The sequence below is a fragment of the Paenibacillus cellulosilyticus genome (assembly GCF_003182255.1).
GTDB classification, from domain to species: Bacteria; Bacillota; Bacilli; order Paenibacillales; family Paenibacillaceae; genus Paenibacillus_T; species Paenibacillus_T cellulosilyticus.
The window spans coordinates 176,859-199,143 of record NZ_QGTQ01000009.1 but is presented as its reverse complement, the minus strand read 5'-3'; the positions used below and the strand labels follow the sequence as shown (position 1 = coordinate 199,143).

Here is a 22,285-nt window from a genome sequence, read left to right as displayed (position 1 = left end):
TAACTCCATTGTTCCTCTAAGCGAAGTCTAACCGCCTCCAGCTTTGTTGCCTCATCATATCGAGTAAACGTTTGTCCCTTTTTCGCCATGAAAAATCCCCTCCGGTCAACAGTGATTAAGTCCATGATATCATGGATTCTTTTTTCACTGTCTACCGTAAGGGGATAATACCACTTCTATCGTATCTTCCCATTCTTTTTATTACTATTAGCATTCTAATCTTCATCTCGTTCTCGATTATGAACCAGCTCAACGTACGCAATGCGATTCAAGCGAATAACCTGACCGCCAAGTATGTGACCAATATGGTAGACAGCTCGCTGAAGAACATCTCGATCGATGCGCAGAAGCTGGTCGAAACCGGAGGGACGCTTCAGAAGTTTCTCGATGCGCCTTCGGACAAGGCGCTGGAGTTCGATATTTCCAATATGCTGAGCAGCCTTATGGTCCGTTATGGGCTCATAGATTCGGTTTATCTATACCGTGCGAAGGATGGCAAGGTGCTCGATCAGAGCACGATCCGTCCGCTGAGCCAATTTCCTGATGAGAGCTTTATTCGAAGCACCCTTGATAAGCCTTATACAGGCGTGTGGTCATCGCCGCGTGAACGTATTAGTGGAGGTTTAGGTTCGCCAACGAGCGTGCCTGTCACGTCGCTTGGTCTGAAAATTCCGCGCGATTCCGGCAGTCTGGGTTATTTGATTATTAATGTGAAAAATGACGCCCTGAAGTCCTACATCGATCAGATGATCGACCATACGATCACGACCGCCCAGCTGTACGACGCGCAGGGCACCTCGTTCTTCAACGAGGATCGATCGGTCTCGTCTTCGGATCGGCTGAGCGCCGATGTCGTCTCGAACTATACGGGCTGGACATATCGAATCAGCATTAAAGGCGGGCAGCTGCTCGACTTCCTGTTCCATGGCAGCACGCTGTGGATTTTACTCGGATTAAGCGCCATTGTGATGGCCATCGGCTCGACCTTCTATGTGACGCGAAGAAACTACAAGCCGATTGAATCGATTTTGCACCGGATCGAACGGTTCTCGTCGTTAGTGAAGACCGGGGATGCGAAGGCGAAGTCGAACGAGTTCGCCTTTATCGATCAGGCGATCGAACGATTAATTACGAACAATATGTCGTTCCAAGAGCAGCAGCAGGAGCATCTCGTTATACGACGTCAGCAGTTTCTACAGCAGCTGCTGAAGGGTGAATTCGGCGACGATCGCGGGGCATGGGAGCAGGAGTGGCAGCATTTTGGCCTATCAGCCGGCCATTACATTGTTGGTGTGCTGGAGCTGGACAGCTATGTGCAGTTTGGCCTGAAGTACAACCCGAATGATCAATCGCTGTTCAAGTTCATCATTAGCAGCGTGGCGGTGGAGACGGCGGAGCAAAACGGCCTTCGCGTCGTCGTCGAATGGATTGCGAAGAACCAGCTTGTTATGCTTCTCATCTCGGGCGAATCGAGCTTGCTTGAGCATCAAATCTTGCAATTGTCGGAGCAGATTCGCGCATGGGTGGAGGGCCATCTCGACTTCACCGTTACGATCGGGATCGGCATGCCAGCTGATGATGAAACGGCAATCGCGCGATCGTACGAGGATGCAGAGGCGGCGGTCAGCCGCAAGGTGTCGCTCGGCTCCAATCAGATTATCGATGCCGTCGAAGTGAGAGGCAGACAGGATGGCGAATGGTTCGACTATCTGGAGATGATTCGCACCATTGTGCGTCAGCTTCGCATGTCGGAACAGGATTGGCAGAACGAGCTCAAGCAGCTGTTCGGCGAAATGGCCGTTCATCGTCTGCGCAAAGGGGATGTCGACCGGCTGCTCCACTATTTGATTTTCCATCTGGAGTATGAGTTGGATGGGGCTTTGCCAGAGGTGGTTAAGCCGTGGCAGGAGGGGGTCAAGCCAGCGCTGGCGGCAGCTGTGGAGCATTCCGATACGCTGCGTCAATTGGAGCTGGACTTCCAAGCTGCGCTTACGCAGCTGGCATCGCATATCTGCGAACTGTCGCAGAGCCGGCGCCACAATACGCTCATGCGAGAGATTCGCGATTATGTCGCAGAGCACTATATGGACCCGAACCTGTCGCTGACAATGTTAAGCGATCGGTTCCAGATTAGCTCGAAGTACTTAAGTCAGCTGTTCAAGGAGAGCATCGGCGAGAACTTCAGCGACTTCTTGATCGGGCTGCGGATCGATAATGCGAAGCGGCTCCTGCGGGAAACGGATACGGCGGTGCAGGCTATCTCAGATCAGATGGGGTACAGCAATCCGACGTCGTTCATTCGCGTATTCAAGAAGATCGTTGGTTTGTCGCCGGGGCAGTATCGGGAATCGTTGACGAAGACTGCAGCCCGCGGCAGCGGTCAAGAGGAGCAGGAGCGGCTTGAGCGTATGTAAATCCATCATGCGCCTCATCAGCCAGGCGACGTCCATGAGAGAGGGTTGAATAAGTGATGCTAGATCGGAATAATCAGCTTCAACTGAAAGGCACCGTACACATCCATACGGCGGAGCAGCTTCCATCAGCCGTACAATATGCGCTTCGCATGCTGACAAGAGACTTCGAGACGGTGCTGGGCAGTAAGCCTGAGCTCGTATCGAATAGTGAGGCGGCAGAGCTGTGCATCCGCTTCGCCGCGGAGCAGGATCATTGCCCGCAGCGTGCGGAAGCGTTCGGCTTCCGTTTCTACGCGCAAGACAGCGGTACGACATCGCCATCTACTTCTATGCACATTGTTGGCCACGATACGCTTGGACTTGTTTATGGCCTATTGGAATTCAGCCGTATCTATCTTGGCATTCAGCCGTTCTGGTTCTGGGCGGATCAGGCAATCGAACAACGCAGCGAGATCCGTATTCCTTGCGAGAGCTATGATTCGCCTGAAGCGAAGGTTCGCTATCGGGGCTGGTTCGTTAACGATGAGGTGTGCCTGATCGGCTGGAAGAAACCATATCCGCCGTCACCCGAAGTGTGGGAGCCTGTATTCGAAGCGCTGCTGCGCTGCGGCGGCAACATGGTCATTCCGGGTACAGACCTGCCTCGCGACGGCATCCACTACAAGCTGGCGTCCGAGATGGGGCTGTGGGTGACGCATCATCATGCGGAGCCGCTTGGCGCCGAGATGTTCCTGCGCGCCTATCCGGGACGTAACGCCAGCTATCATGAAGCGCCGGAGCTGTTCGAACGGCTATGGGAGGAAGCGATTGAAGAGCAGAAGGACATGAACGTCCTGTGGGTGCTATCCTTCCGTGGACAGGGCGACAAGCCGTTCTGGATCGACGATCCGGCCTTTGATACATCCGAGAAGCGCGGGGCGATGATCAGCAAGGTTATACGCAAGCAGTATGACATGATCGGCAGCGCCGTTGCTAATCCAGTGTGCTGCGTTGCTTTGTATGGCGAAATCTCCGAATTATATAAAGGCGGGTACATCGACCTGCCGGATGACGTCATCAAAGTATGGGCGGATAATGGCTACGGCCGCATGGTTTCCCGTCGTCATGGCAATCTCAATCTTCGCGTCCCGTCGCTTCCGACGGCTGGTGATCAAGGCGAGCATGGTTTGTACTACCACACAACGTTCCATGACCTGCAGGCTTCCAACCATTTGACACTGTTCCCAGGATCAGCGGCATTCTTGAAGCAGGAGATCGAAGCAGCCTTCGATGCAGGAGCGGACCAATATTTGCTGCTCAACTGCGGCAACATCCGCATGCACCTGTATTCGCTTGATATCATTCGAGAGCTGTGGACGATCGGTGAGATTGACATCGAGCAGCATTTGCAGCGATTCGTCAGCAGCTATTATTCGGACACGGATCACTACCGCGAGCTTGCCGAGCTGTATCGCACCTATTCGGAAGCTGCGCTGCAGTACGGACTAAACGCGGATGATCTAGCGGGCGACGAATATTATCATCATCCAGCAAGACAGATGATCGGCCACTGGCTGCAAGGAAAGGTGGATCAACCAGATCCAAGGCTGTTCTGGGCTGTGGGGGAAGTTCCGTTCGATGCGCAGGTCAAGGGATTCGAGACACGGCTTGCTTCTGGCATGCAGCAGTGGAAGGCATGGCTCGACCGCTGCGATGAAGTACTCGCGAAGCTCGGAGAGGATGATCGGAAGAGAGCGATCGACCAGCTCCGTTTTCAAGGCGCGATCCATCTGTCCGGGTGCGAAGGCTTCTACTGGCTGTGCCGTGCCTATGATGATTTCCGCCAGCAGCGCTATGCGCAAGCGTTCGTCTGTGCCTCGCAATCGATGTGGTGCTACCAGGAAGGGCTCAAGGTTCTGCGTCAATCCGAGCATGACAAGTGGGAGCACTTCTACGAGGCAGACTGGCTGACCAATATAGAGAGCACAGTCCACAATGTCGATACGCTGAGACGGTTCATTCGCATGTTTGGCGACAGCCCGGACTTCTTCCTGTGGTACAAGGAATATCTCATGCCTGTAACCGAGAAATACATCTATCTGGAGAACACGCATCGCAACCCGCTGTCGGACGACGAGCTGGCGAAACGGCTGGGTGAATTTTTCAACAGTTCATTTTAAACCGGAGCTGCTCTTGAAGCATCTGAAGATAGATGCTAGGGGCAGCTTTTTTTGTATATAGCAGCGCTCATGCTGATAAGCGAGAGAGAGAAGCTGCATTTCGTGCATGTATTTCAATTGTCGGCTAGCCATGGAGACGGATGAGCGCGGGACAGGTTTTGTCGGACGTCTTGCTGCTTGCTACTAGGTGACAATAATTCTCAACTTCTTATTCATACGGTATAACTTGGTTTTCGGAGGTGAACAATGAAGACTGTGCCTAAATTCGAAAGGAGTGAGAAGAAATGGATACGACGTTGGGAGCAGATGAGGTTCTGCAGCTCATTAGAAAACTCCAATCAAGTGGCAGCTCAGTCAATAAGAAGCAAGTGAAGCAGAACAATCCGGAGTTGATGCGTAATGCGTTGTTTTATTTCCCAAGCTGGGAGCATGCGCTGAAAAATGCCGAAATCTAATCATCGTACCCTACACTATTCGTACTAATGAACGTACTATGAACACTACAATGCCGCATATGAGGCTAAGGCTGTCGAGACATTCTCGGCAGCCTTTTAGGAGTACTACATTTCAGCCATAAGGGTCTTGTCATTGGCTTCTCGTGGAAGATACTGCACTCAACCAGTTTCGCATGAACATTATTAGGATCACTGCCAAACTTATCAGGACAGGAAGCAGGTATTGTTCTGTGTTGTTAATTGTATCCATAACAAGCCACACCAACGAAAACGCTGCTAGTACGATAAAGCTGGCTTTTTCTAGAGGTGTTCTACTAATGAAATACCAACTGGCTGCATGGGTTATAAAAATGATCAACACTTTCGTTGCGATTAACAGATGGACGATTTGAAATGGATCATACCAAAGGACACTGCCGTCTATGCGTTTAGCTATTATACTAATAACGAGCATATAAACTAAGCATGCATTCTGGACCCTTTTGAATTGGCGTACATGGGGAGCCTCTGTACCACTACCAATTCCCCAAGCGGCCAAAGTATTTTCAATGATATTCGTTTCAGTAAGTAGAACCATCAATACTCCCCATAACGGAAAAGAAAATAACAAACTAACTGCGATCTCGAAGAAAGCTTGAACCACCATTTCATTGTAGATCATTTAGAATTCCTCCTCTGATGCTCTTTTTTTTTTTTCAAATACTATAATTTCATCTCCTCCAACCCGTACCATCCATAGCATGGACATCTCCGGTAGTAATAGCTCAATTTGAGCAAGTTGTTTTTAGATACAAAAAAGGCGTGCCGCCAATTAACTCTGACGACTACGCCACCTTCTTGCCTGCTTGATTCGAAATTGTGTCAAATACTCCAGTGGCGTGACGCCATGCTGCCTGCGCATGAAGCGGGAGAAATGCGCGTGTGGGTGGAAGAGAACTAATATAGAACAGCGGCAGCCTTGGACTGATAAAGTCCTAGACTGCCGCTGTTTGTTGCAAATATCATATCTAGTTAACCTATAATCAGCGCCGATATCGTATAACCGAACCGCCCCATGCTTGCACCGCGTACGCGAGCGACAGCCGTTACGAACAGATGCTTCGCGGTTTCGTCTGGCGTCGGCAGAAGCCGTACCTCACCGTTAATAAGTGCTACCTCACTCGGATTCCGGTTGAACGTATTGATTGAGTTCGGAGCTATTAATAGGGTGGAATTGCTAAGCGTTGCATCAAGGCCGAACAACAGCTCTACCCTGTCCTGCTGGATGGTGAACTCCACGGGAACGATGACAAGCTCGTCTTCGCGTGAGACCGCGTTCAGACCAAGGTCTACGACTCCACTTGCCGTCAACAGCTGCTTATTGTCAGGTAAGGCAACAGAAAAAGCATGCGAGCGCACGATATTCGTCGGAGGAATCGTAATCGGAGCAAGCTCGGTTACGATCTCGGTCCGTTTACTCGATCTGAAGCAAGCTGCCGAGCGTGGTCGTCTCTTAACGGACAGCTTCGTGCGATGCCGCTTGCGCGGCTTTCCTAATGTCGGCATTCCGGCATTCCCCTTCCAATGCAGGATGGAATACTGTATGCGGACTCGACTGCGCCCGTGAACGTTCCTCGTTATTTCAATGGCGTAAGTCCCTTTAAGGTATGCGCCATCAGTTTGTTGGCCAAATGAATCGCTTCCGTTCGATCCTTCGCTGGGGCTGTCAGCATCAGACCATCATTACCACCCCAATAGCCAGACCGGCCATCTTCCCCATGCTCCATAAGTGTAAGTGTAATATGGGAGAAGTCATCATCCGCATAAAGCTGGCCTAATGAAAAGCTGCCAATGGTTCCTTTCTCAACCCATTGATACACTAATAAGAAACCTTCTCCCTTACGAGCGCTAAAGGTGTGGTTTGTCATTTGTTCCTTCGGCACTGGCATTGACTCGCCTTCCATTTCTACTGTTCCTCGAAACAATCGATGCCCATTCAGTGCTCGACGGATGGTACCTTCGATATGAATGGTGGCGGATTCGATCTCAGATGTGTTGTTCGTGCCCAGACGGTATTTAACCCCTTCCAGTCGTACATCGACATCACGCGGTGTGTACAGCCAAATGCCAGCAGTTAGAGCTGTTAGAAAGACTCCGATTATGACTAGCCAGACGACTTTCTTCTTCAACGAAATCTATCTCCTTCTGGTCGATCATGATCTCATTTCCCGCTTTTCTTTGAAGCCAGCCAGAACACGATAATGACGATGGGGATTAAAATGATCCATGGAATGTTAATCGTGCTATGGGTGATAAAAGCCAATATAGATAATCCGATGAAGCCAAGAATAAGCCAAAGACAACCTCTGCCGAACGTTTCCATACCCGTTGATCCTCCATCGTTTGACGAAGTATGTTCACTATAATAGGGGGGACTTGTTCTCGTTACGACGGTCCCGCAATATTTGCACGTTAATGATCCGGGCACTAAATGTTCATTACAGTGCTGGCATATTGTGGGGCTTGATTTTGCTGAATAAACCTTATCCGCGTTTGGCGTTCCTTCAACTTGTGCATCTTTAAGCGAGCTGCCGCAAACCACACATAATAACGATCCTTCGGAGTTGGATTCCCCACAATTGGTACATACCTTTACGGCCATTACGCAATCCCACCTTTCATAACAGTTAAGTGTGGCTACCACATATTTGGATTAGTGGGTTCATTTTACTGTTATGACGTAGGAAAGCAGTCTAAAGTTGCGCGCCTTAAGATTAAAGGCAGCAGTGCCCTCTTTTTCACGGTATGATGTAACGCACTTATTGTATGATATGAATCAGGCTTTCTAATTCTTTTATTTCGTAAGTAGGTTGTATCCGTGTGTTATTGTCCTTGTGCTGAGGATTAAACCAACAAGTATCTATACCGTAGTTAATTCCGCCTTGAATATCTGATGTTAACGAATCACCCACGATCAATACGCTAGATTTATCGGTTATTTGCAGCTTCTCAAAAGCATAATCGAAAATCCCTGTCTGGGGTTTTTGGAATCCAGTAAATTCGGAGATAATCACATGTTCAAATCTACCTTTTAACAGGGAATTATTTATTCTTGATGTTTGCACTTCGGCGAAACCGTTCGTAATGATTGCTAAGCGTTTATGCGAGAGAGCGGCGATGACCATTTCGGCTCCTTGGACGAGGAATGTTTGTTGACCAAGAAACCCTAAATAATCGCGATTGAATGCAACTGCGTCAATTTCAAGTTTATGCTCTACAAATAATCTTCTAAATCGCTCTGAACCTAGTTTAGAGATGCTCATTTTCCCATTTTCCAAGTCACTCCATAACACTTTACTAATTTCTTTGTAACTCTTCTTGTATTGATGTATGCCGTTAACTAAATCATATTTCTCAATGACTTTACTAAAAGCTTCTTGCTCCGATTTAGTAAAATCAAATAGGGTGTCGTCCACATCGAAAAAAATAATATCGTAATTCTTCATTTCGTCCTCCAAAGTTTATATTGAACTTTTCGGTTTCCACGGTCTAATCCTTTATTAAAACACGATGGCGTTAAGAACCCAACCTAATCGCCGCTTTTTGTGAACAAAACACCAAAATAAAGAAAGCTCAAACATATGAAAACGCTTTTACCGCGGTTATACTAATCTGTAATACACATTGCGGAGGTCAACATTATGAATAACGATTCCTTATACGGTTATCTCTTTGTTCATTTCATAGGCGAGAGCGAGAAGGGCGAACAAATCTATATGGCGCTTAGCCGGGACGGGATGCATTGGCAGGACCTTCATGACAAGCAGCCGATCCTGCTGTCCAACGTCGGAGAGCAAGGGGTGAGAGATCCTTACTTGCTGCGGAGTGCTGACGGCAGCAGCTTCTACCTATTGGCGACGGATCTGTGCATTAATCGGCGGGGAGGCTGGCACAATGCTGCAGCGACAACGACGGGCAGCCGCTCACTCGTCATCTGGGAATCCAGCAATCTCATCGACTGGTCGGAGCCGCGAATCGTTGATGTTGCGCCTGCGGAAGCAGGCTGTGCTTGGGCACCGGAGGCCATCTATGACGAGGAGGCTGGGGACTATCTTGTCTTCTGGGCATCCAGCCTCAATACGCCAGACGGAGAAGGACAAGGCTTACACATCTACTGCAGCAAAACGAGAGATTTCCGCACGTTCTCACCAGCTGAGCTTTACATCACTCGCGGTGAAGCCCGTACGATTATTGACACGACGATCATCAAAGCCGGCAGTAAATATTATCGAGCTTCCGGCGATGGTCAGATTACGATCGAAGCAAGCGACAGCCTTCTCGGTGATTGGCAGATCATCTCGACGTTGGAGTCGCTTGGCCTAGGGCTGACAGGGAAGGACGTAGAAGGCCCGCAATTTTTCAAATTTAACGGGGAAGAGAAGTGGGGGCTTCTGGTTGACCAGTATGCGACCAGCGGAGGATACTTGCCGATCATCACGACGGACATCGGGGATACGACAGGTGAGTGCTGGCGTAAGCCAGAGCCGGGCGAGTATGCTTTCGGCGATTTGAAGAAGCGGCATGGCTCCATCCTGCCTATTACGAAGAGTGAATACGAAGCTGTGGCGAAGAAGTGGGGATAAGCCATATAGGGCATATAGTATACCGTGCACATTGGATCATTGTTTTGATTCCAATGTGCCTTTTTTTGACTATCTTTCATGGAGGCCATCATGCGAAACATTTTAAATAACATTAGTTTGATCAAGAAGTTGCTCTATTTGATCGTATTCATATTGATCGTTGTGCTTGTGTCGTTCACGGTATCTAACGCCGTCGCGCAGCGGACAGTCGAGAAGAAGGTGTCGGGTTCGGCCAACAAAATCGTCCTGCAGGTCGAAGAGACTTTGAACAGCTTCTTCACAGATATGGACGGCATCTCGTATTCACTGCTCTACAGTCCCATTCTACAGAGCTACTTGAGCACAGAGGATGCATTGACCAAAGTGCTGATGAATCCGGAAATCATCGCCGAATTCACAAGCACCTTAGCGCTCAAAGAGAACATGATGGGCATCCAGTTGTACGACAAAGAAGGCGTACTGACAGCAAGTGTAGGCAAGCCCTTTGCACCGATTGCGAAACGAACGGTCGATGAAATCGAATATGCGCTCGGCACGCCGGGTCAGACGGGTGACACCTACTATACGATAGCGGTTCCTGTCTATAATCTGCAGAATAACAGGATTCTGAAGGATTACAGAGGGATGTGCGTATTCTTTATGGATGTTAACAATTTTACCACCATTCTGAGCAAATCGAAGATTACGGAGCACTCGCAGCTGTTTCTAACCGATGCTGAGAACCGTATTATTACAGGCTCGGAAGGTATGAATGCACAGACGTTATCCGAAGCGGAGAAGCATGTCTCCGATAAGAATCATATCGTTCTTAAAGTGCCGATCGCGTCTAACGGGTGGATGATCGTGAGCGATATCCTGCGTCCGGAATTATTCAATGACATGGATTGGATAAAACAGCTGAACATTATCTCTTATGCCGTCATCTTTCTTATCTTCCTGCTGTTCCTGCTATTGTTCTACTCCCAGCTGTTAAGACCTGTACGAGCGTTAATTGATTTCATCAACACGTATGCACGAAGCGGCGGGCAAGCACGGTTCAATAGTGTTCATCGCAATGAAATCGGGGTGCTCGGTACGAGCCTGAACCGAATGCTGGATTCCATCGAGCAATTAAGCGAAGAGGTTCAGAGCGCTCAGCGCAAAACATACGAAGCGGAGCTTGACCGCAAACAGATGGAGATCGCCGCCTATCGTAACCAGATCAACCCGCATTTTTTGTATAACACGCTGGAGAGCATTCGGGCGCTGTCGTTGTATCACAAAGTGAACGATATCGCGGAGATTACCTCGTCTCTATCAAGGCTGTTCCGTTATTCGGTCAAAGGTGATAACTTCGTGACGATTCGAGAGGAGCTCGCGCATCTGAGTGAATATGCAAGCATTATTGATTTTCGATTCCGAGGCAAGATCGGTATCCGCTTAGATGCAGATGAAGAGCTGCTGGAGGTCAGGACCGTCAAATTACTGCTGCAGCCATTGGTCGAGAATGCCGTATTCCATGGGTTGGAGCCGAAGGTCGAACAAGGCGAGGTGAACGTCATCCTGCGTAAAAAGGGCGACAACAGCATCAGAGCCATTGTTGCCGATAACGGGATCGGGATGCAGGATTCCGACATACGCAGGCTGATGGACTCGTTCCGACATGAGGATGAAGCGGGATACCGCTCTGGCTTGTCTGGCCATGGCATTGGACTTGCAAACAGCTATCGCAGATTGAAGCTGTTTTATGGTGAGGAAGCAAACATGGAGATCGTGAGCAGCCCTGGTGAGGGAACAACTATTACATTGGATTTTCCAGCGAACATTCTAATGAATGACGAAGCAATTATGACGTGCTAATAAGGAGGACGACGATATGTACCGTGTACTTATTGTAGATGATGAGCCTTGGATCGCTTTTGGTATTGCAAACTTAATCGATTGGGAATCATTCGGTTTCCGTGTCATCGGGGAAGCCCACAATGGAACAAGCGCCTGGGAGCTGATCGAACGGGAGCGGCCGGAGCTCGTCATCTCCGATATCCGCATGCCGGGTCTAGACGGAATTAAGCTGCTGGAGCGAATTTGCACCAGCCAATTGCCGACGAAGGTCATTCTTGTGAGCGGCTATGCTGATTTTGTATACGCACAACAAGCGATTCGCTATGGGGCATTCGAGTATTTGCTGAAACAGATCGAGAAAACCAAACTGGAAGAGACCGTGCAAAGGCTGGCTAATGATCTTCAGTCGAGCGGACAAGCTTCACGTGAGTTGGACATGTTCCTTGATGATTTGTTTGACCTTCTCGAGCCGGATAATCGAATGACTGTTGGTACGTTTCTCGATCATCGAGGATTATCCACCCAGTTCCCTCATTATCGGTTCTTGAATTGCTTGTTCCCAGAGTCTACGAATGCACGATCAGGAATAGAGAGGAAAGGCCGCGATAAGCTTCAGCAAATTCGGTTTCGAACGGGACAGAATAAGCAATCGATTCTCCTCATGTATGATGAGTTGAATGATCCGCTTGATTTTCTAACCTATATTTCAGACAATCTCGCAGATGCGCAAAGCATTGGCATTAGTGGGCTTGGTGATTTGGACACGCCGTTGTCACGGTTGTATCAGGAAGCCGACATCGCCATGTACAGCACGCAGTTTTACGGCGAGGAGCGGGTTGCTCGGTATAAGCCGATGGAGCTTTCTCCCGATCTTCGCAAACATATCCTTCACCTAGAGGTTGCGATTAAAGAACGGAACCGGGAACAATTGGCTTCTTATATTAATAAGTTCGAAGAAGGCTGCAAACAGAACAAGGTCAGCATTGATCAAGTGGCGGTCATTTACAACCAAATCGTTGCCCTCCAATACAAATACGGCGGGCGCTCGGGAGTGGCCGTGCTTGAGCCGCTGACTTACGAGAGTCTAGCGCGTCTTCACCATACCACTGATCAACTATTCGCTTATCTCCATGATGCATTGGAGAACGTGACAGATAGTGATTCGGGCGTTCCAAGCGGATTAACGAAACGAATCTTGGATTACATTGACGAGAGCTTCACGCAGGACATGCTACTAAGCGATATCGCACGCCAATTCCGGATTAGCCTTGGTTATGTAAGCTCGCTCATTAAGCGAGAGACGGGCAGTACGTACACGGACTATATCGCGGACAAGCGATTGAATTTGGCCCGCAGCCTGCTCTCTGATTCTAGTCTGTCTATCCAAGAAATCGTGCAGCGAATCGGGTATAAGGATTACTTTCATTTCAACAAGCTGTTCAAGAAGCATTACGGCATCACGCCGAGCAAGTACCGGAAATTGTAGATGCGTGTACGACTTTATTTCCGTGAACAGAACACTAAAACAACAAACTGGAGCCATATGGCCGAATCGATAGAGCGTTTACAATTTGAAGGGTAAGGAGCAGCAGGCACTCATTCGAGGAGGGTTAAAGAGATGAAAAGAAAGAGAAGTTTCGTGCTTGGCGTTACGTTGGCTTTGTCGATGGCATTGACCGCTTGCGGCGGTTCTGGCAGTAGTGATGAAAACGCTTCCGACTCGACGACCCCTTCAACGACCGCGGATTCCACAGCAAGTGGTTCCGGACAACCGGACAAAGCGGTGTGGTTCTCATCGGTCGACTTCTGGAATCCGCCGGCGAAGTGGAACACGGATCCGAATTCGGTGGAAGGGGCTATTACTGCCAAGACGGGGTTGACGTTCGAATTCAATATTCCGGCGCAGGACGGAGATACGAAACTGAACCTGATGCTGTTGTCCAACAAGGAGTTTCCAGACGTGCTGACGATTACGAACGACGTCATGGTCAAGAAGTTGATCCAGTCGGGCAAGGTTTGGGATCTCGAAGAGTTTCTGAAGAAGTATGATCCAGACTCTCACATCCTGAAAGATTTCCCTGCCGATGTCAAAGCGGTCATCGAAGAGCGCGATGGCGGGTTTTATGCTTATCCGAGCCACATTAACTCCGAAGATGCACGTAAGGTTTATCCGCCGTCCGGGCAGTTTTATATCGATACCGTCGACTATGCTTCCAATGGTGGGATGCTCGTTAACACGAATATTTTGAAGGAAATAGGTATGACCTTGGATGACATCAAAACCGAGCAAGGGCTGCTGAACGCCTATGAAAAGGCTAAAGCAGTGAAGGTCAATGGTGCAGCGGTCATTCCTCTATTGGTGGATGGCAAAGGGTATCAGAACACTACGCTCTCCTTCCTGCAAGCTACCTTCGGTGCCATGAAAGTGGACAAGAACGGCAGCTATCGCGACTTGCTGCTCGCGCCGGAGACGAAAGACGCAATCGGTTTCTTGTACAAATCGATGAAGGGCGGATATTTCGAACCGGGTCAAATGACAGTCGATAATGCAGCAGTCAAAGCGGATATCGCTTCAGGCCGCGTATTTACCTTCATCGGCAACACGGCGGATACATCATTTAACCTGAATGATTACTGGACTTCTTCCGGACCGATTCTGTCCGACAGCGGCAAGACACCTACGCTAGAGAAATCGAAGCGGGCAGGCGGAGGCTGGATGAAAACGCTCATCTCCAAAGATACGAAGTACCCAGAGAAGCTTGCGAAATGGATCAGCTTCATGACGAGCAAAGAAGGCATGCTGCTCCATATCTATGGATTCGAGGGTAAAGATTACAACTTTGACGATAAAGGCTTGCTTGTCAAAACAGAAGAAGGACTCAAGAACGCAACGGATTATATGAACACCGGACTTAGTGCATTCTGGCCGTTTCATCACACAACGTTCTCTTATTCCATTCAGCAGCCTCCTACGATGGAAACGGATAAAGCCTCGGTTATTGCGGTACAGGCACAGTCTGCTTATGGCAAGGATTCTGCAACTCAAATATACACCAATGATGCGCTGAACCTGCCTGCGGACTATTTCGCTGCAGATAGCGACAACGCGAACATCGAGACACAGGTTAAAACGTACAAGGAAGCACAAATCGCCAAAATGATTATGGCAAAAAGCGACGACGAATTTAACTCGTTGTATGAAGAAATGATTGCGCAGCTCAAGAAGCTTGGTCTCGAGAAGCTTGATGCAGAGCGTAATAAGTACGTGCAAGAGAAGAGCAAGGAATACGGGATTGAAGTGAAAGGGATTAATTCCTAAGTCTAAGCGACAGACGAGGAGCGGAGAGCGGCAGGCATGACAGCCTGCTGCTGTTCGCTGGAATGGAGGGGGCCCGCATGGCGATGACCGAGAAAGAGTTGATTGTAGAGAAACGGAAAGCTCCCCGGAAGCTAAAGTCCTTTAAGCTTGGGTACGATTTTCGAACCCAACTGGAATTGAAAACGATGCTGCTACCAGCAGTTTTGTTCATATTTTTGTTTGATTTTACGCCGTTATTTGGATTGATTATGGCTTTCAAGAACTATGATCCCGTGATGGGGGTCAAAGGGATTTTTACATCCGATTGGAACAACTTCACTCACTTTAAGCGCGTATTTGAGAACTTTCAATTTTGGCCGATGATTCGTAATACACTTGGCATCAACCTCCTTGGTGCGGCCGTTAGCATTCCCTGTACGTTGCTGTTTGCGCTGCTGCTTAATGAGATTCGGAGTACCAAGTTTAAGTCTGTCGTCCAGACGATTACGTATTTGCCGCACTTTCTGTCGTGGGTAATCTTCGGCGGACTATTCATTACGCTGCTGAACTCCGACGGGATCGTTAACTATATGCTTGGGCGGCTGCATCTCATCGACTCGCCGCTGCAATTCCTTGCGGATCCCAGCTATTTCTGGGGAGTAGCGATCGGAACGGGCTTGCTTAAAGATATCGGTTGGGGCGCGATTCTCTACTTGGCTGCAATGGCTGGTGTTGACCAAAGCTTGCATGAAGCAGCTTCGATCGATGGAGCGGGGCGCTTTAAGCGAATGCTTCACATTACGATTCCGGGGATACTGCCGACGTTAATGGTGTTGATTATATTCGCCGTGAGCGGCATGCTGAACAACAACTTCACGCAGATCTATGTGCTGCAAAACTCGCTAAACCTTCCTGCAAGCCAGGTCATCGATACGTATGTGTACCAAACTGGTCTGTTGAACTTCCAGTTCTCATCTGCAACGGCGATTGGTCTAATGAAATCCGTATTCGCGCTCCTGCTGCTGTTCGGAGCAAATACACTATCCAAGAAAATTACGAAATCGGGTTTATTCTAGGGGTGAGATATAATGGTTGGAGGCAAACACTTCGGAGAGCGCTTCTTTAACGGTTTTACAATCGCGCTCATGATTCTCTTGATGATCGTGACCATGTATCCCTTCTGGTTCTCCATCATTAGTTCATTCAACAGCGGCGAAGACCTGCTTCGAGAGCCTGTCTTTCTATGGCCTCGTGAATTTACGGCTGCGAGCTGGAAGGCGGTTCTGAACGATCCGGGCATCCTTCATGCCGCAGGAATCACAGCACTGCGAACGGTTATTGTTACGGTATTCTCTATGCTGTACACGTCGATGTTCGCGTACGCTTTTTCACGGCCTTATTTGAAACGCAAAGGATTTTACGCGACGATTGGCTTTATCAGCATGTATTTCAGCGGGGGATTGATTCCTTCCTATATGCTCATGAACTGGCTTGGCATATATGATACGTTCTGGGTGTATATCCTTCCTTCGCTGTTCGGCGGATTCTGGAACGTTATCATATTCAACGCCAACTTTAAGAGCATCCCTGAGGCACTGTTCGAATCTGCCAAAATGGACGGGGCGAGCGAATATCGTATCTTCTTCCAGATCGTGCTGCCGCTGTCCAAGCCTGTATTGGCAGCGCTGTCGGTCTTTACCGCGGTTGGTGTTTGGAACGATTATGGTGCCACCTTGTATTTCACACAGTCACCGGACCTGCAGACGCTTCAATACGTCATCCTTCGGTTGATTCAATCTAACCGAGCGGTGGAGAACATGATGGGCTCTGCCAACGGCGTCAACTTGGCGGTTCAGAGCCTCATCAACCAGACCGGAGGGGTCGGTGCTGTTACGGCTCGTACCGTGGAGCTGGCTGCCATGGTTATCGCATCATTGCCGATGATCCTCATGTATCCGTTCGCCCAGAAGTTCTTCGTGAAAGGCGTATTGTTAGGTTCGGTTAAGGGGTAAAATCATGAAAGGCCAGGCCCGGAAGTCCTATCAAAGACTTCCGGGCCTGGTCTGTTTATTATTCTCCATTCATTTGAAAATGTTTCCTCATTATAAGTGTGCTTGAATCGCTTCGCGAATACGCGCTAAGGTAGGCAGCAGCTCGAGGTTCTCGATGACATGCTCGCACTGCTTGCGGTAGATAACCTCATCGGAATAGACGTTCAAATAGCGGTCAGCAATCTCGAAGGATACTCCCTTGGCTTCTAGCCTTGCTTTTACCGTAGCCTTGTCCGTATATAGGAATAGCCGGATGACGGCTGACCCATACCGCTTCTTAAGTGCTTCAGCCCCCTCGGGATTGACAATGACGTATGCATTACGCTTCGCATGGTACAGTGCGTTCTCCACATCTGCGCGGCGAACACCATATCGCTCATGATTGATTGTGACGGTCTCGACGAACTCGCCGTTACGCTCGAGCTCTTCGAATGCTTCGCGTGTAAGGAAATGATAGTCTCGATCCGGCCTCCCGGAGGCATCGCTTGCGCGCGGCGGCCTAGTCGTATAGGAAGGAACGGGGCACAGTCCAAGCTCCTCGCCGATCCGATTGCCGATTGTTTTGCGGCCAGATCCTCCTGTACCTGTGAAGATGAATAGAAACGGTCCCGCCATAGCGCTCTCTCCCTTCATCGCTCGCTCAATTTCATATTGTCGAAATATTCAGATGTGTCGCCATATACAAATTCGACATTGCTTGGCATATTCCTTTAGGGCGTTTCTGAAAACGCTGAACGGAGCAGGTCTAGTCGAATTTTCGTTCCAGGCAAGGCGCTTTTTCGCAGGCGTACCGGAGGTGCGTCAAGGAAAGACAACGCAGCATGGGGCGAAAAGGCGGCGAGAGATGCCCTTGAACGGTTTTCAGACACGCCCTAGGAATCATTCTTCTGATCTGGATGTTTGCGGCATATGCTGGTACTAAAGTGGGGACAACATCTGCAGCAGGAGGGAGGCGGTCATCTGTGGCACGATGGGGAAGGCGCTGGATGTGGAGCGGGCGAATTCGGACCGTCAAATTTCAATCTGGCAGCAGGCTGCGGCCTGCGAAGCAAGCCCGTCCATTCCGCGGAAACTCCTCGATATTCAGCAGCTTAAGCAGGCCGAGTGCACGGCCGAAGCGTTGGCATAGCAGCGGCAGTAAGCCTGTGCGTACGTCGATGTTAAGCGGTGGAGGCATGCGCGGTCAATCGGGCGGGTTCCGTCTGCGTAAGCGTACGATCATTCTTTTGCTGCTTGGTCTATTCATTGCCTCTGGTTCTCTTACAGCAGCCTATATTGATCGTCATCTTGGGCCTCCGCTTATGAACGTTGCTGAGCTGCGGGTGAAGCAGATTGCGACGCAGGCGATCAATAAGGCGATATCGGAGCAGGTGGCAAGCAAGTCGGATTTCGAGCAGCTGATTGATTGGAAGACGAACAACAGCGGCAAGGTGTCCGGCTTCATGCTGAACTATGCGGAGCATATGCGTATTACGAGCCAGACGATCAGCACGGTGCAGCAGACGCTTGACGATGTGGGCAGCATTCCGGAGCGTATCCCGATCGGTCAAGCGTTCGGCAGTACGTTCATCTCGTCGTATGGACCACGCGTTCCTGTCCATTTTGAGCCGATTGGAACGGTGAAGGTGGATTTGAATACGAGGCAGCAGGATGCCGGCATTAACATGATATTGGTCGAGGTCTATATTCGAATTGAAGCGGAAGTATCGATTATCATTCCGTTTGATACGCAGCCTGAGAAGGTTACGACAGAAATTCCGATCTCCTACTTGCTCGTCGTTGGCGATGTGCCAATGTACTATTATGACAACAAAGGCCAGCCGGTCGGTCAATCCGCTGCGCAGGCACCGAATATTGCTATTCCTAGTGCAGGCACTGGAGCATCGGGAAGCGGCGATGATGGGTCACATGCGGCGTCTGGCAATAGCACAGGTTCAAATGGAGATAACGCAGCCATCGGAGCAAGCGGATCGGTGGATGAGTCGAATTCGGATGAAGCAGGAGAGGAAGCCAAATAAGATAAACAAAGCCGCACGGGATATCGAATCGATCGTCCTGTGCGGCTTGTCTTATTTCTTCTTATTGGCGGAACGCATCCGATTCCGCTCATCGATTTCCCATTTGCGCAGCAGCGGATATGGATCGAACGCCCATTCAATGAGCCCACGATCCCGATAGACGCCATAATGCAGATGCGGCGGGAATTTGCCCGATGTGCCCGGTTTGCCGTACCCCGAGCTGCCCACCCAGCCAATGACCTGTCCTGGCGTTACGATGTCTCCCTGATTCAAGTTCTTCGTATAGCCGGACAGATGCGCATAATAATGATAATAATTGTTCAAGTCTCGAATTCCGATACGCCAGCCGCCATAAGGATTCCAGCCTTTCACCTCAACAATGCCATAGCAGGTGCTTCGTGCAGGAACGCCATGGCCGGCGAAAATATCGGTTCCTTCATGGACGCGTCTGCCGCCCCAGCTTCGTCCCGTCCCCCAAGTGCTTCGATAGGAGTAATTGCTTCCGACTGGGATTGGAAACGAATGCTGGAACAGATCGAGCATGCCGAATTTCGCATAGATTTTAGAGAATTGCACGACTCGTTGGACAGCGCGCGAGCTGTGGTAGTAGTCCCAGAGCGCAATCGCGAAGTCGTCTTCCGCATCCCCGTATTTCATCAGATGCGAGGCGCTTGTGAACAGCAGATCAACGTCGTTCGTACGGTCGGCAGCACCGTCTCCGTCGCCATCTTTGCCTTTGCCACCAAACCAACGAATCGAGGCGGGAATTACATCCTGCTGATTCGGATTTAGTTCGCCGGCCCAATCCTCCTCCGATAAGAAAATACCGGTAAGAGCGCCTAGCTGGGCTCTTGTCTTGGGACGGGCCTTCGTAATCGTTCTTTCATACTGGTCGATCGCGGCGAGTCGATACCACGGCACGTTTGTCCCGAGGCTGATTCGGTCGTACAGCTCTCTGCGCGCTTTGTAGATGTCTGCGTCAGACATCTTCTGCTCACTGCCACTCGTGTTGACGGTTTGTGCAATATGTGGTTTCTTGGCTGTCATAGCCCCTTGTACAGGAGCAGCGGCCGCCAAGACACAAGGAGCGGCAGCGGCGACGGCCGCGGTCATCACAACGAGCCGGTACGCGCTTCGAATGACATGTCGCATAGGGTAGGCGGCCACCTCCAACGATAATAACGATGTAAAGCATTGCCGGAGAGGGCCCGGCGTTCTTGCCGTTATCGTTTGCAAATCATTGGATTTTATTCGAAACGTGCTATAATGTAACGGAGAAGACCGTAGAAAGCAGGGAATCTTCATGAGCACGAAACGTAAATCACCCGAGAAGAAGCCGGAATGGCTCAAGATCAAGTTAGCGACTGGCGGCAACTATGCCGAGATTAAAGATATGATGCGCTCGAAGACGCTTCACTCCGTCTGCGAGGAAGCGCGTTGTCCGAACATCTATGAATGCTGGGCGAATCGCACAGCCACCTTTATGATATTAGGCGATATTTGTACACGGGCATGTCGGTTCTGTGCCGTTAAGACCGGTTTGCCAACCGAGCTGGATTTAGCTGAGCCGGAACGGGTTGCAGAAGCTGCGGAACAAATGGGACTGCGCCACTGCGTTGTTACCTCTGTAGCGCGTGACGATCTGGCAGATGGCGGCGCCATGATTTTTGCAGAGACGATTAAGGCTATTCGCCGACGCTTGCCATTGTGCAGCGTTGAAGTGCTTATTCCGGACTTCCTCGGCAACGAAGATTCGCTGCGCATCGTAATGGATGCGAAGCCGGATATTCTGAATCATAATATTGAGACGGTTGAACGACTGTCCAATCGCGTACGGGCACGGGCGAAGTACGCAAGATCGATCGAGCTGCTTCGCAGAGCGAAAGCAATGCAGCCATCGATTCCGACCAAGTCGAGCATCATGCTCGGCGTTGGCGAGCAATACGAAGAGATTTTGAAAGCGATGGACGATCTGCGTGCCGTCGATTGCAACATTTTGACATTGGGACAATATTTGCAGCCTTCGCCGGGCCATCTGGCGATCGACCGATATGTGCATCCCGATGAATTCAAACAGCTAAAAGAAGAAGGGATGAAGCGTGGCTTCAGCCACGTCGAATCAGGTCCGCTCGTCCGCAGCTCCTATCATGCGCATGAGCAGGTGAAGTCAGCCGAGCAGACAACCGCTACGGCTGCTACCTAGAGACTGAAGAGTCGACCTTCATGAAGGAGTGGGGACCATTCTTATCGGCGGCAAACGTTATGAACTAATCGTAGACCATAAGAACGGCTGGAATCCGTCCGCATTTCGTGATCGCTACAGCGACGTGCTTGAGCGTTACGATTATATTATCGGTGATTGGGGCTATAATCAGCTTCGGCTGAAAGGATTTTTCCGCGACAATCATCCGAAGGGCAGTAAGGATAGCTTTATTTCGGGACTGGTCGATTATATTAATGAGTACTGCAATTTCGGGTGCGCTTACTTCGTCATTCAGCGCCATGAGACGAGTGAGCAGGAGCTGGCGGCAATGAATGAACCAGACCTGCTGCTCACGCCGCCATCCACTGAAGGCGGTGGAGAAGACGCGGTAGTCGCGCTGGATGAGAACGGCGACCCGATCGTGCTTCGTGAGCATATCCGGAAGCCGCATCCGGTACGTAAGGAAGCACCGGTTCGGGCAGAACGCCCTGGCCAAGAGCAAGGCGCAGGTCGTCCGAACAAGAACAATGCACAATCGCAGCGCAAGGACGTGCGCATTAGCAGCGATCGTAAGGAATCGGATGAGTTCTTCATGGAGAGCAGCCTTGATCGTCGAGGCAGTGATCAGCGCGGCGGCCAGAAGGGCGAACGCCGCGGTTCCGATCAGCAGCGCGCGAGCAATGGTTCATCGCGCGGGAATGAGCGCAGTGGTGGCGAACAGCCACGCGGCGGCAAGCAGCAGCAGCGCGGAGGCAATGAGAAGAGCGGCGGCGAGATGTCCCGTGGCAAGGAGCAGCAATCCCGCGGCCAAGAGCAGCGCGGTGGTCAACCGCGCAGCGGAGGCCAGCCACCACGGGGCGGCAGCAACGGCCCACGCGGGAACGAGCAGCAGCGCGGCGGTCAGCCGCGTGGAGGTCAGCAGCGCTTTGACAGCGAGCTGGCTGCAGACGGTTTCCCGGCGGAAGGGCGCCAACAAGCGCGCATCAAGCATCGCAAAGGTCAGAAGCGGCTCCCGATTCCGCCACGTGAGCAGACAGTTGCCGCAACAAGCGAAGCAGCGCTCACACAGCGCCCTAAGCCAACAGGCGGCGACAACGGCGGCGAAAGCTAATATCTGTATCTCTAAATATAAAGAAGCTGTACAAAATCGTCGGTTTACCGTCGACAACTGTACAGCTTCTTTTTTGTAAAGGCTTTTATGAGGACTAAGCGTGGCACAACCTCTCTTATTCCATATAACCTGA

General features: G+C 50.3%; 18 protein-coding genes and 1 pseudogene. 12 read left to right on the top strand and 7 right to left on the bottom strand.

Features of this window, described 5'->3' with window-relative positions; genetic code table 11:
• The first annotated feature begins 239 nt into the window (after positions 1-239).
• From DFQ01_RS14480 to DFQ01_RS31100, 3 genes are all read left to right on the top strand, one after another.
• Positions 240-2,414, top strand: coding sequence for a helix-turn-helix domain-containing protein (locus tag DFQ01_RS14480; RefSeq protein ID WP_245946683.1), 2,175 nt, complete (start codon positions 240-242; stop codon positions 2,412-2,414).
• Between the two features lie 56 nt (positions 2,415-2,470).
• Entirely contained in the window at positions 2,471-4,573 is a 2,103-nt protein-coding gene (locus DFQ01_RS14475; RefSeq protein ID WP_110044597.1) for a glycosyl hydrolase 115 family protein, read from the top strand.
• Between the two features lie 284 nt (positions 4,574-4,857).
• Positions 4,858-5,028: a hypothetical protein gene (locus DFQ01_RS31100; protein WP_174812818.1), complete on the top strand. Its 171-nt coding sequence runs from the start codon at positions 4,858-4,860 to the stop codon at positions 5,026-5,028.
• Between the two features lie 130 nt (positions 5,029-5,158).
• Here the strand turns inward: DFQ01_RS31100 and DFQ01_RS14470 are convergent, their stop codons facing one another.
• The 5 genes and pseudogenes from DFQ01_RS14470 to DFQ01_RS14450 all read right to left on the bottom strand — a co-directional run bounded on the left by DFQ01_RS14470 (position 5,159) and on the right by DFQ01_RS14450 (position 8,513).
• On the bottom strand, positions 5,159-5,689 hold the full coding sequence (locus tag DFQ01_RS14470) for a hypothetical protein (protein ID WP_110044596.1): 531 nt from the start codon (positions 5,687-5,689) through the stop codon (positions 5,159-5,161).
• A 350-nt stretch (positions 5,690-6,039) separates the two neighbouring features.
• Positions 6,040-6,573: a hypothetical protein gene (locus DFQ01_RS14465; protein ID WP_110044595.1), complete on the bottom strand. Its 534-nt coding sequence runs from the start codon at positions 6,571-6,573 to the stop codon at positions 6,040-6,042.
• Between the two features lie 71 nt (positions 6,574-6,644).
• Positions 6,645-7,196 carry a hypothetical protein gene (locus DFQ01_RS14460; RefSeq protein ID WP_110044594.1) on the bottom strand — a complete coding sequence of 184 codons (552 nt, stop codon included), beginning with the start codon at positions 7,194-7,196 and terminating at the stop codon, positions 6,645-6,647.
• Positions 7,197-7,474: 278 nt separating this feature from the next.
• Positions 7,475-7,669: pseudogene (locus tag DFQ01_RS32175) on the bottom strand (zinc-ribbon domain-containing protein); the annotation flags it as partial.
• A gap of 157 nt (positions 7,670-7,826) precedes the next feature.
• The gene (locus tag DFQ01_RS14450; protein ID WP_110044592.1) at positions 7,827-8,513 is read right to left on the bottom strand and encodes a YjjG family noncanonical pyrimidine nucleotidase; all 687 of its coding nucleotides are present in this window, start codon (positions 8,511-8,513) and stop codon (positions 7,827-7,829) included.
• 195 nt (positions 8,514-8,708) lie between these two features.
• On the opposite strand from DFQ01_RS14450, the gene DFQ01_RS14445 reads away from it, so the two are divergent.
• From DFQ01_RS14445 to DFQ01_RS14420, 6 genes are all read left to right on the top strand, one after another.
• Positions 8,709-9,650, top strand: a complete 942-nt coding sequence (locus DFQ01_RS14445; protein WP_110044591.1) for a glycoside hydrolase family 43 protein — start codon at positions 8,709-8,711, stop codon at positions 9,648-9,650.
• A 90-nt stretch (positions 9,651-9,740) separates the two neighbouring features.
• Positions 9,741-11,489 (top strand): cache domain-containing sensor histidine kinase, encoded by a 1,749-nt coding sequence (locus tag DFQ01_RS14440; RefSeq protein ID WP_174812817.1) that lies wholly within the window; start codon positions 9,741-9,743, stop codon positions 11,487-11,489.
• A gap of 16 nt (positions 11,490-11,505) precedes the next feature.
• Positions 11,506-12,957: a response regulator transcription factor gene (locus DFQ01_RS14435; RefSeq protein ID WP_110044589.1), complete on the top strand. Its 1,452-nt coding sequence runs from the start codon at positions 11,506-11,508 to the stop codon at positions 12,955-12,957.
• A 132-nt stretch (positions 12,958-13,089) separates the two neighbouring features.
• The gene (locus tag DFQ01_RS14430; protein ID WP_110044588.1) at positions 13,090-14,790 is read left to right on the top strand and encodes a type 2 periplasmic-binding domain-containing protein; all 1,701 of its coding nucleotides are present in this window, start codon (positions 13,090-13,092) and stop codon (positions 14,788-14,790) included.
• A 431-nt stretch (positions 14,791-15,221) separates the two neighbouring features.
• Positions 15,222-15,845, top strand: a complete 624-nt coding sequence (locus tag DFQ01_RS32170) for an ABC transporter permease subunit (RefSeq protein ID WP_425452400.1) — start codon at positions 15,222-15,224, stop codon at positions 15,843-15,845.
• Between the two features lie 12 nt (positions 15,846-15,857).
• Entirely contained in the window at positions 15,858-16,781 is a 924-nt protein-coding gene (locus DFQ01_RS14420; RefSeq protein WP_110044587.1) for a carbohydrate ABC transporter permease, read from the top strand.
• A gap of 90 nt (positions 16,782-16,871) precedes the next feature.
• Here the strand turns inward: DFQ01_RS14420 and DFQ01_RS14415 are convergent, their stop codons facing one another.
• Positions 16,872-17,435 carry a guanylate kinase gene (locus tag DFQ01_RS14415; RefSeq protein WP_174812816.1) on the bottom strand — a complete coding sequence of 188 codons (564 nt, stop codon included), beginning with the start codon at positions 17,433-17,435 and terminating at the stop codon, positions 16,872-16,874.
• Positions 17,436-17,782: 347 nt separating this feature from the next.
• On the opposite strand from DFQ01_RS14415, the gene yunB reads away from it, so the two are divergent.
• Complete coding sequence (gene yunB, locus DFQ01_RS14410) at positions 17,783-18,838, top strand: sporulation protein YunB (RefSeq protein WP_245946681.1); 1,056 nt, start codon at positions 17,783-17,785, stop codon at positions 18,836-18,838.
• Positions 18,839-18,889: 51 nt separating this feature from the next.
• Here the strand turns inward: yunB and DFQ01_RS14405 are convergent, their stop codons facing one another.
• Positions 18,890-19,990, bottom strand: coding sequence for a M23 family metallopeptidase (locus DFQ01_RS14405; protein WP_110044584.1), 1,101 nt, complete (start codon positions 19,988-19,990; stop codon positions 18,890-18,892).
• A 151-nt stretch (positions 19,991-20,141) separates the two neighbouring features.
• On the opposite strand from DFQ01_RS14405, the gene lipA reads away from it, so the two are divergent.
• Complete coding sequence (lipA, locus tag DFQ01_RS14400; RefSeq protein WP_110044583.1) at positions 20,142-21,041, top strand: lipoyl synthase; 900 nt, start codon at positions 20,142-20,144, stop codon at positions 21,039-21,041.
• 28 nt (positions 21,042-21,069) lie between these two features.
• Positions 21,070-22,152, top strand: coding sequence for a YutD family protein (locus DFQ01_RS31645; protein ID WP_245946680.1), 1,083 nt, complete (start codon positions 21,070-21,072; stop codon positions 22,150-22,152).
• The last annotated feature ends 133 nt before the right edge of the window (positions 22,153-22,285 follow it).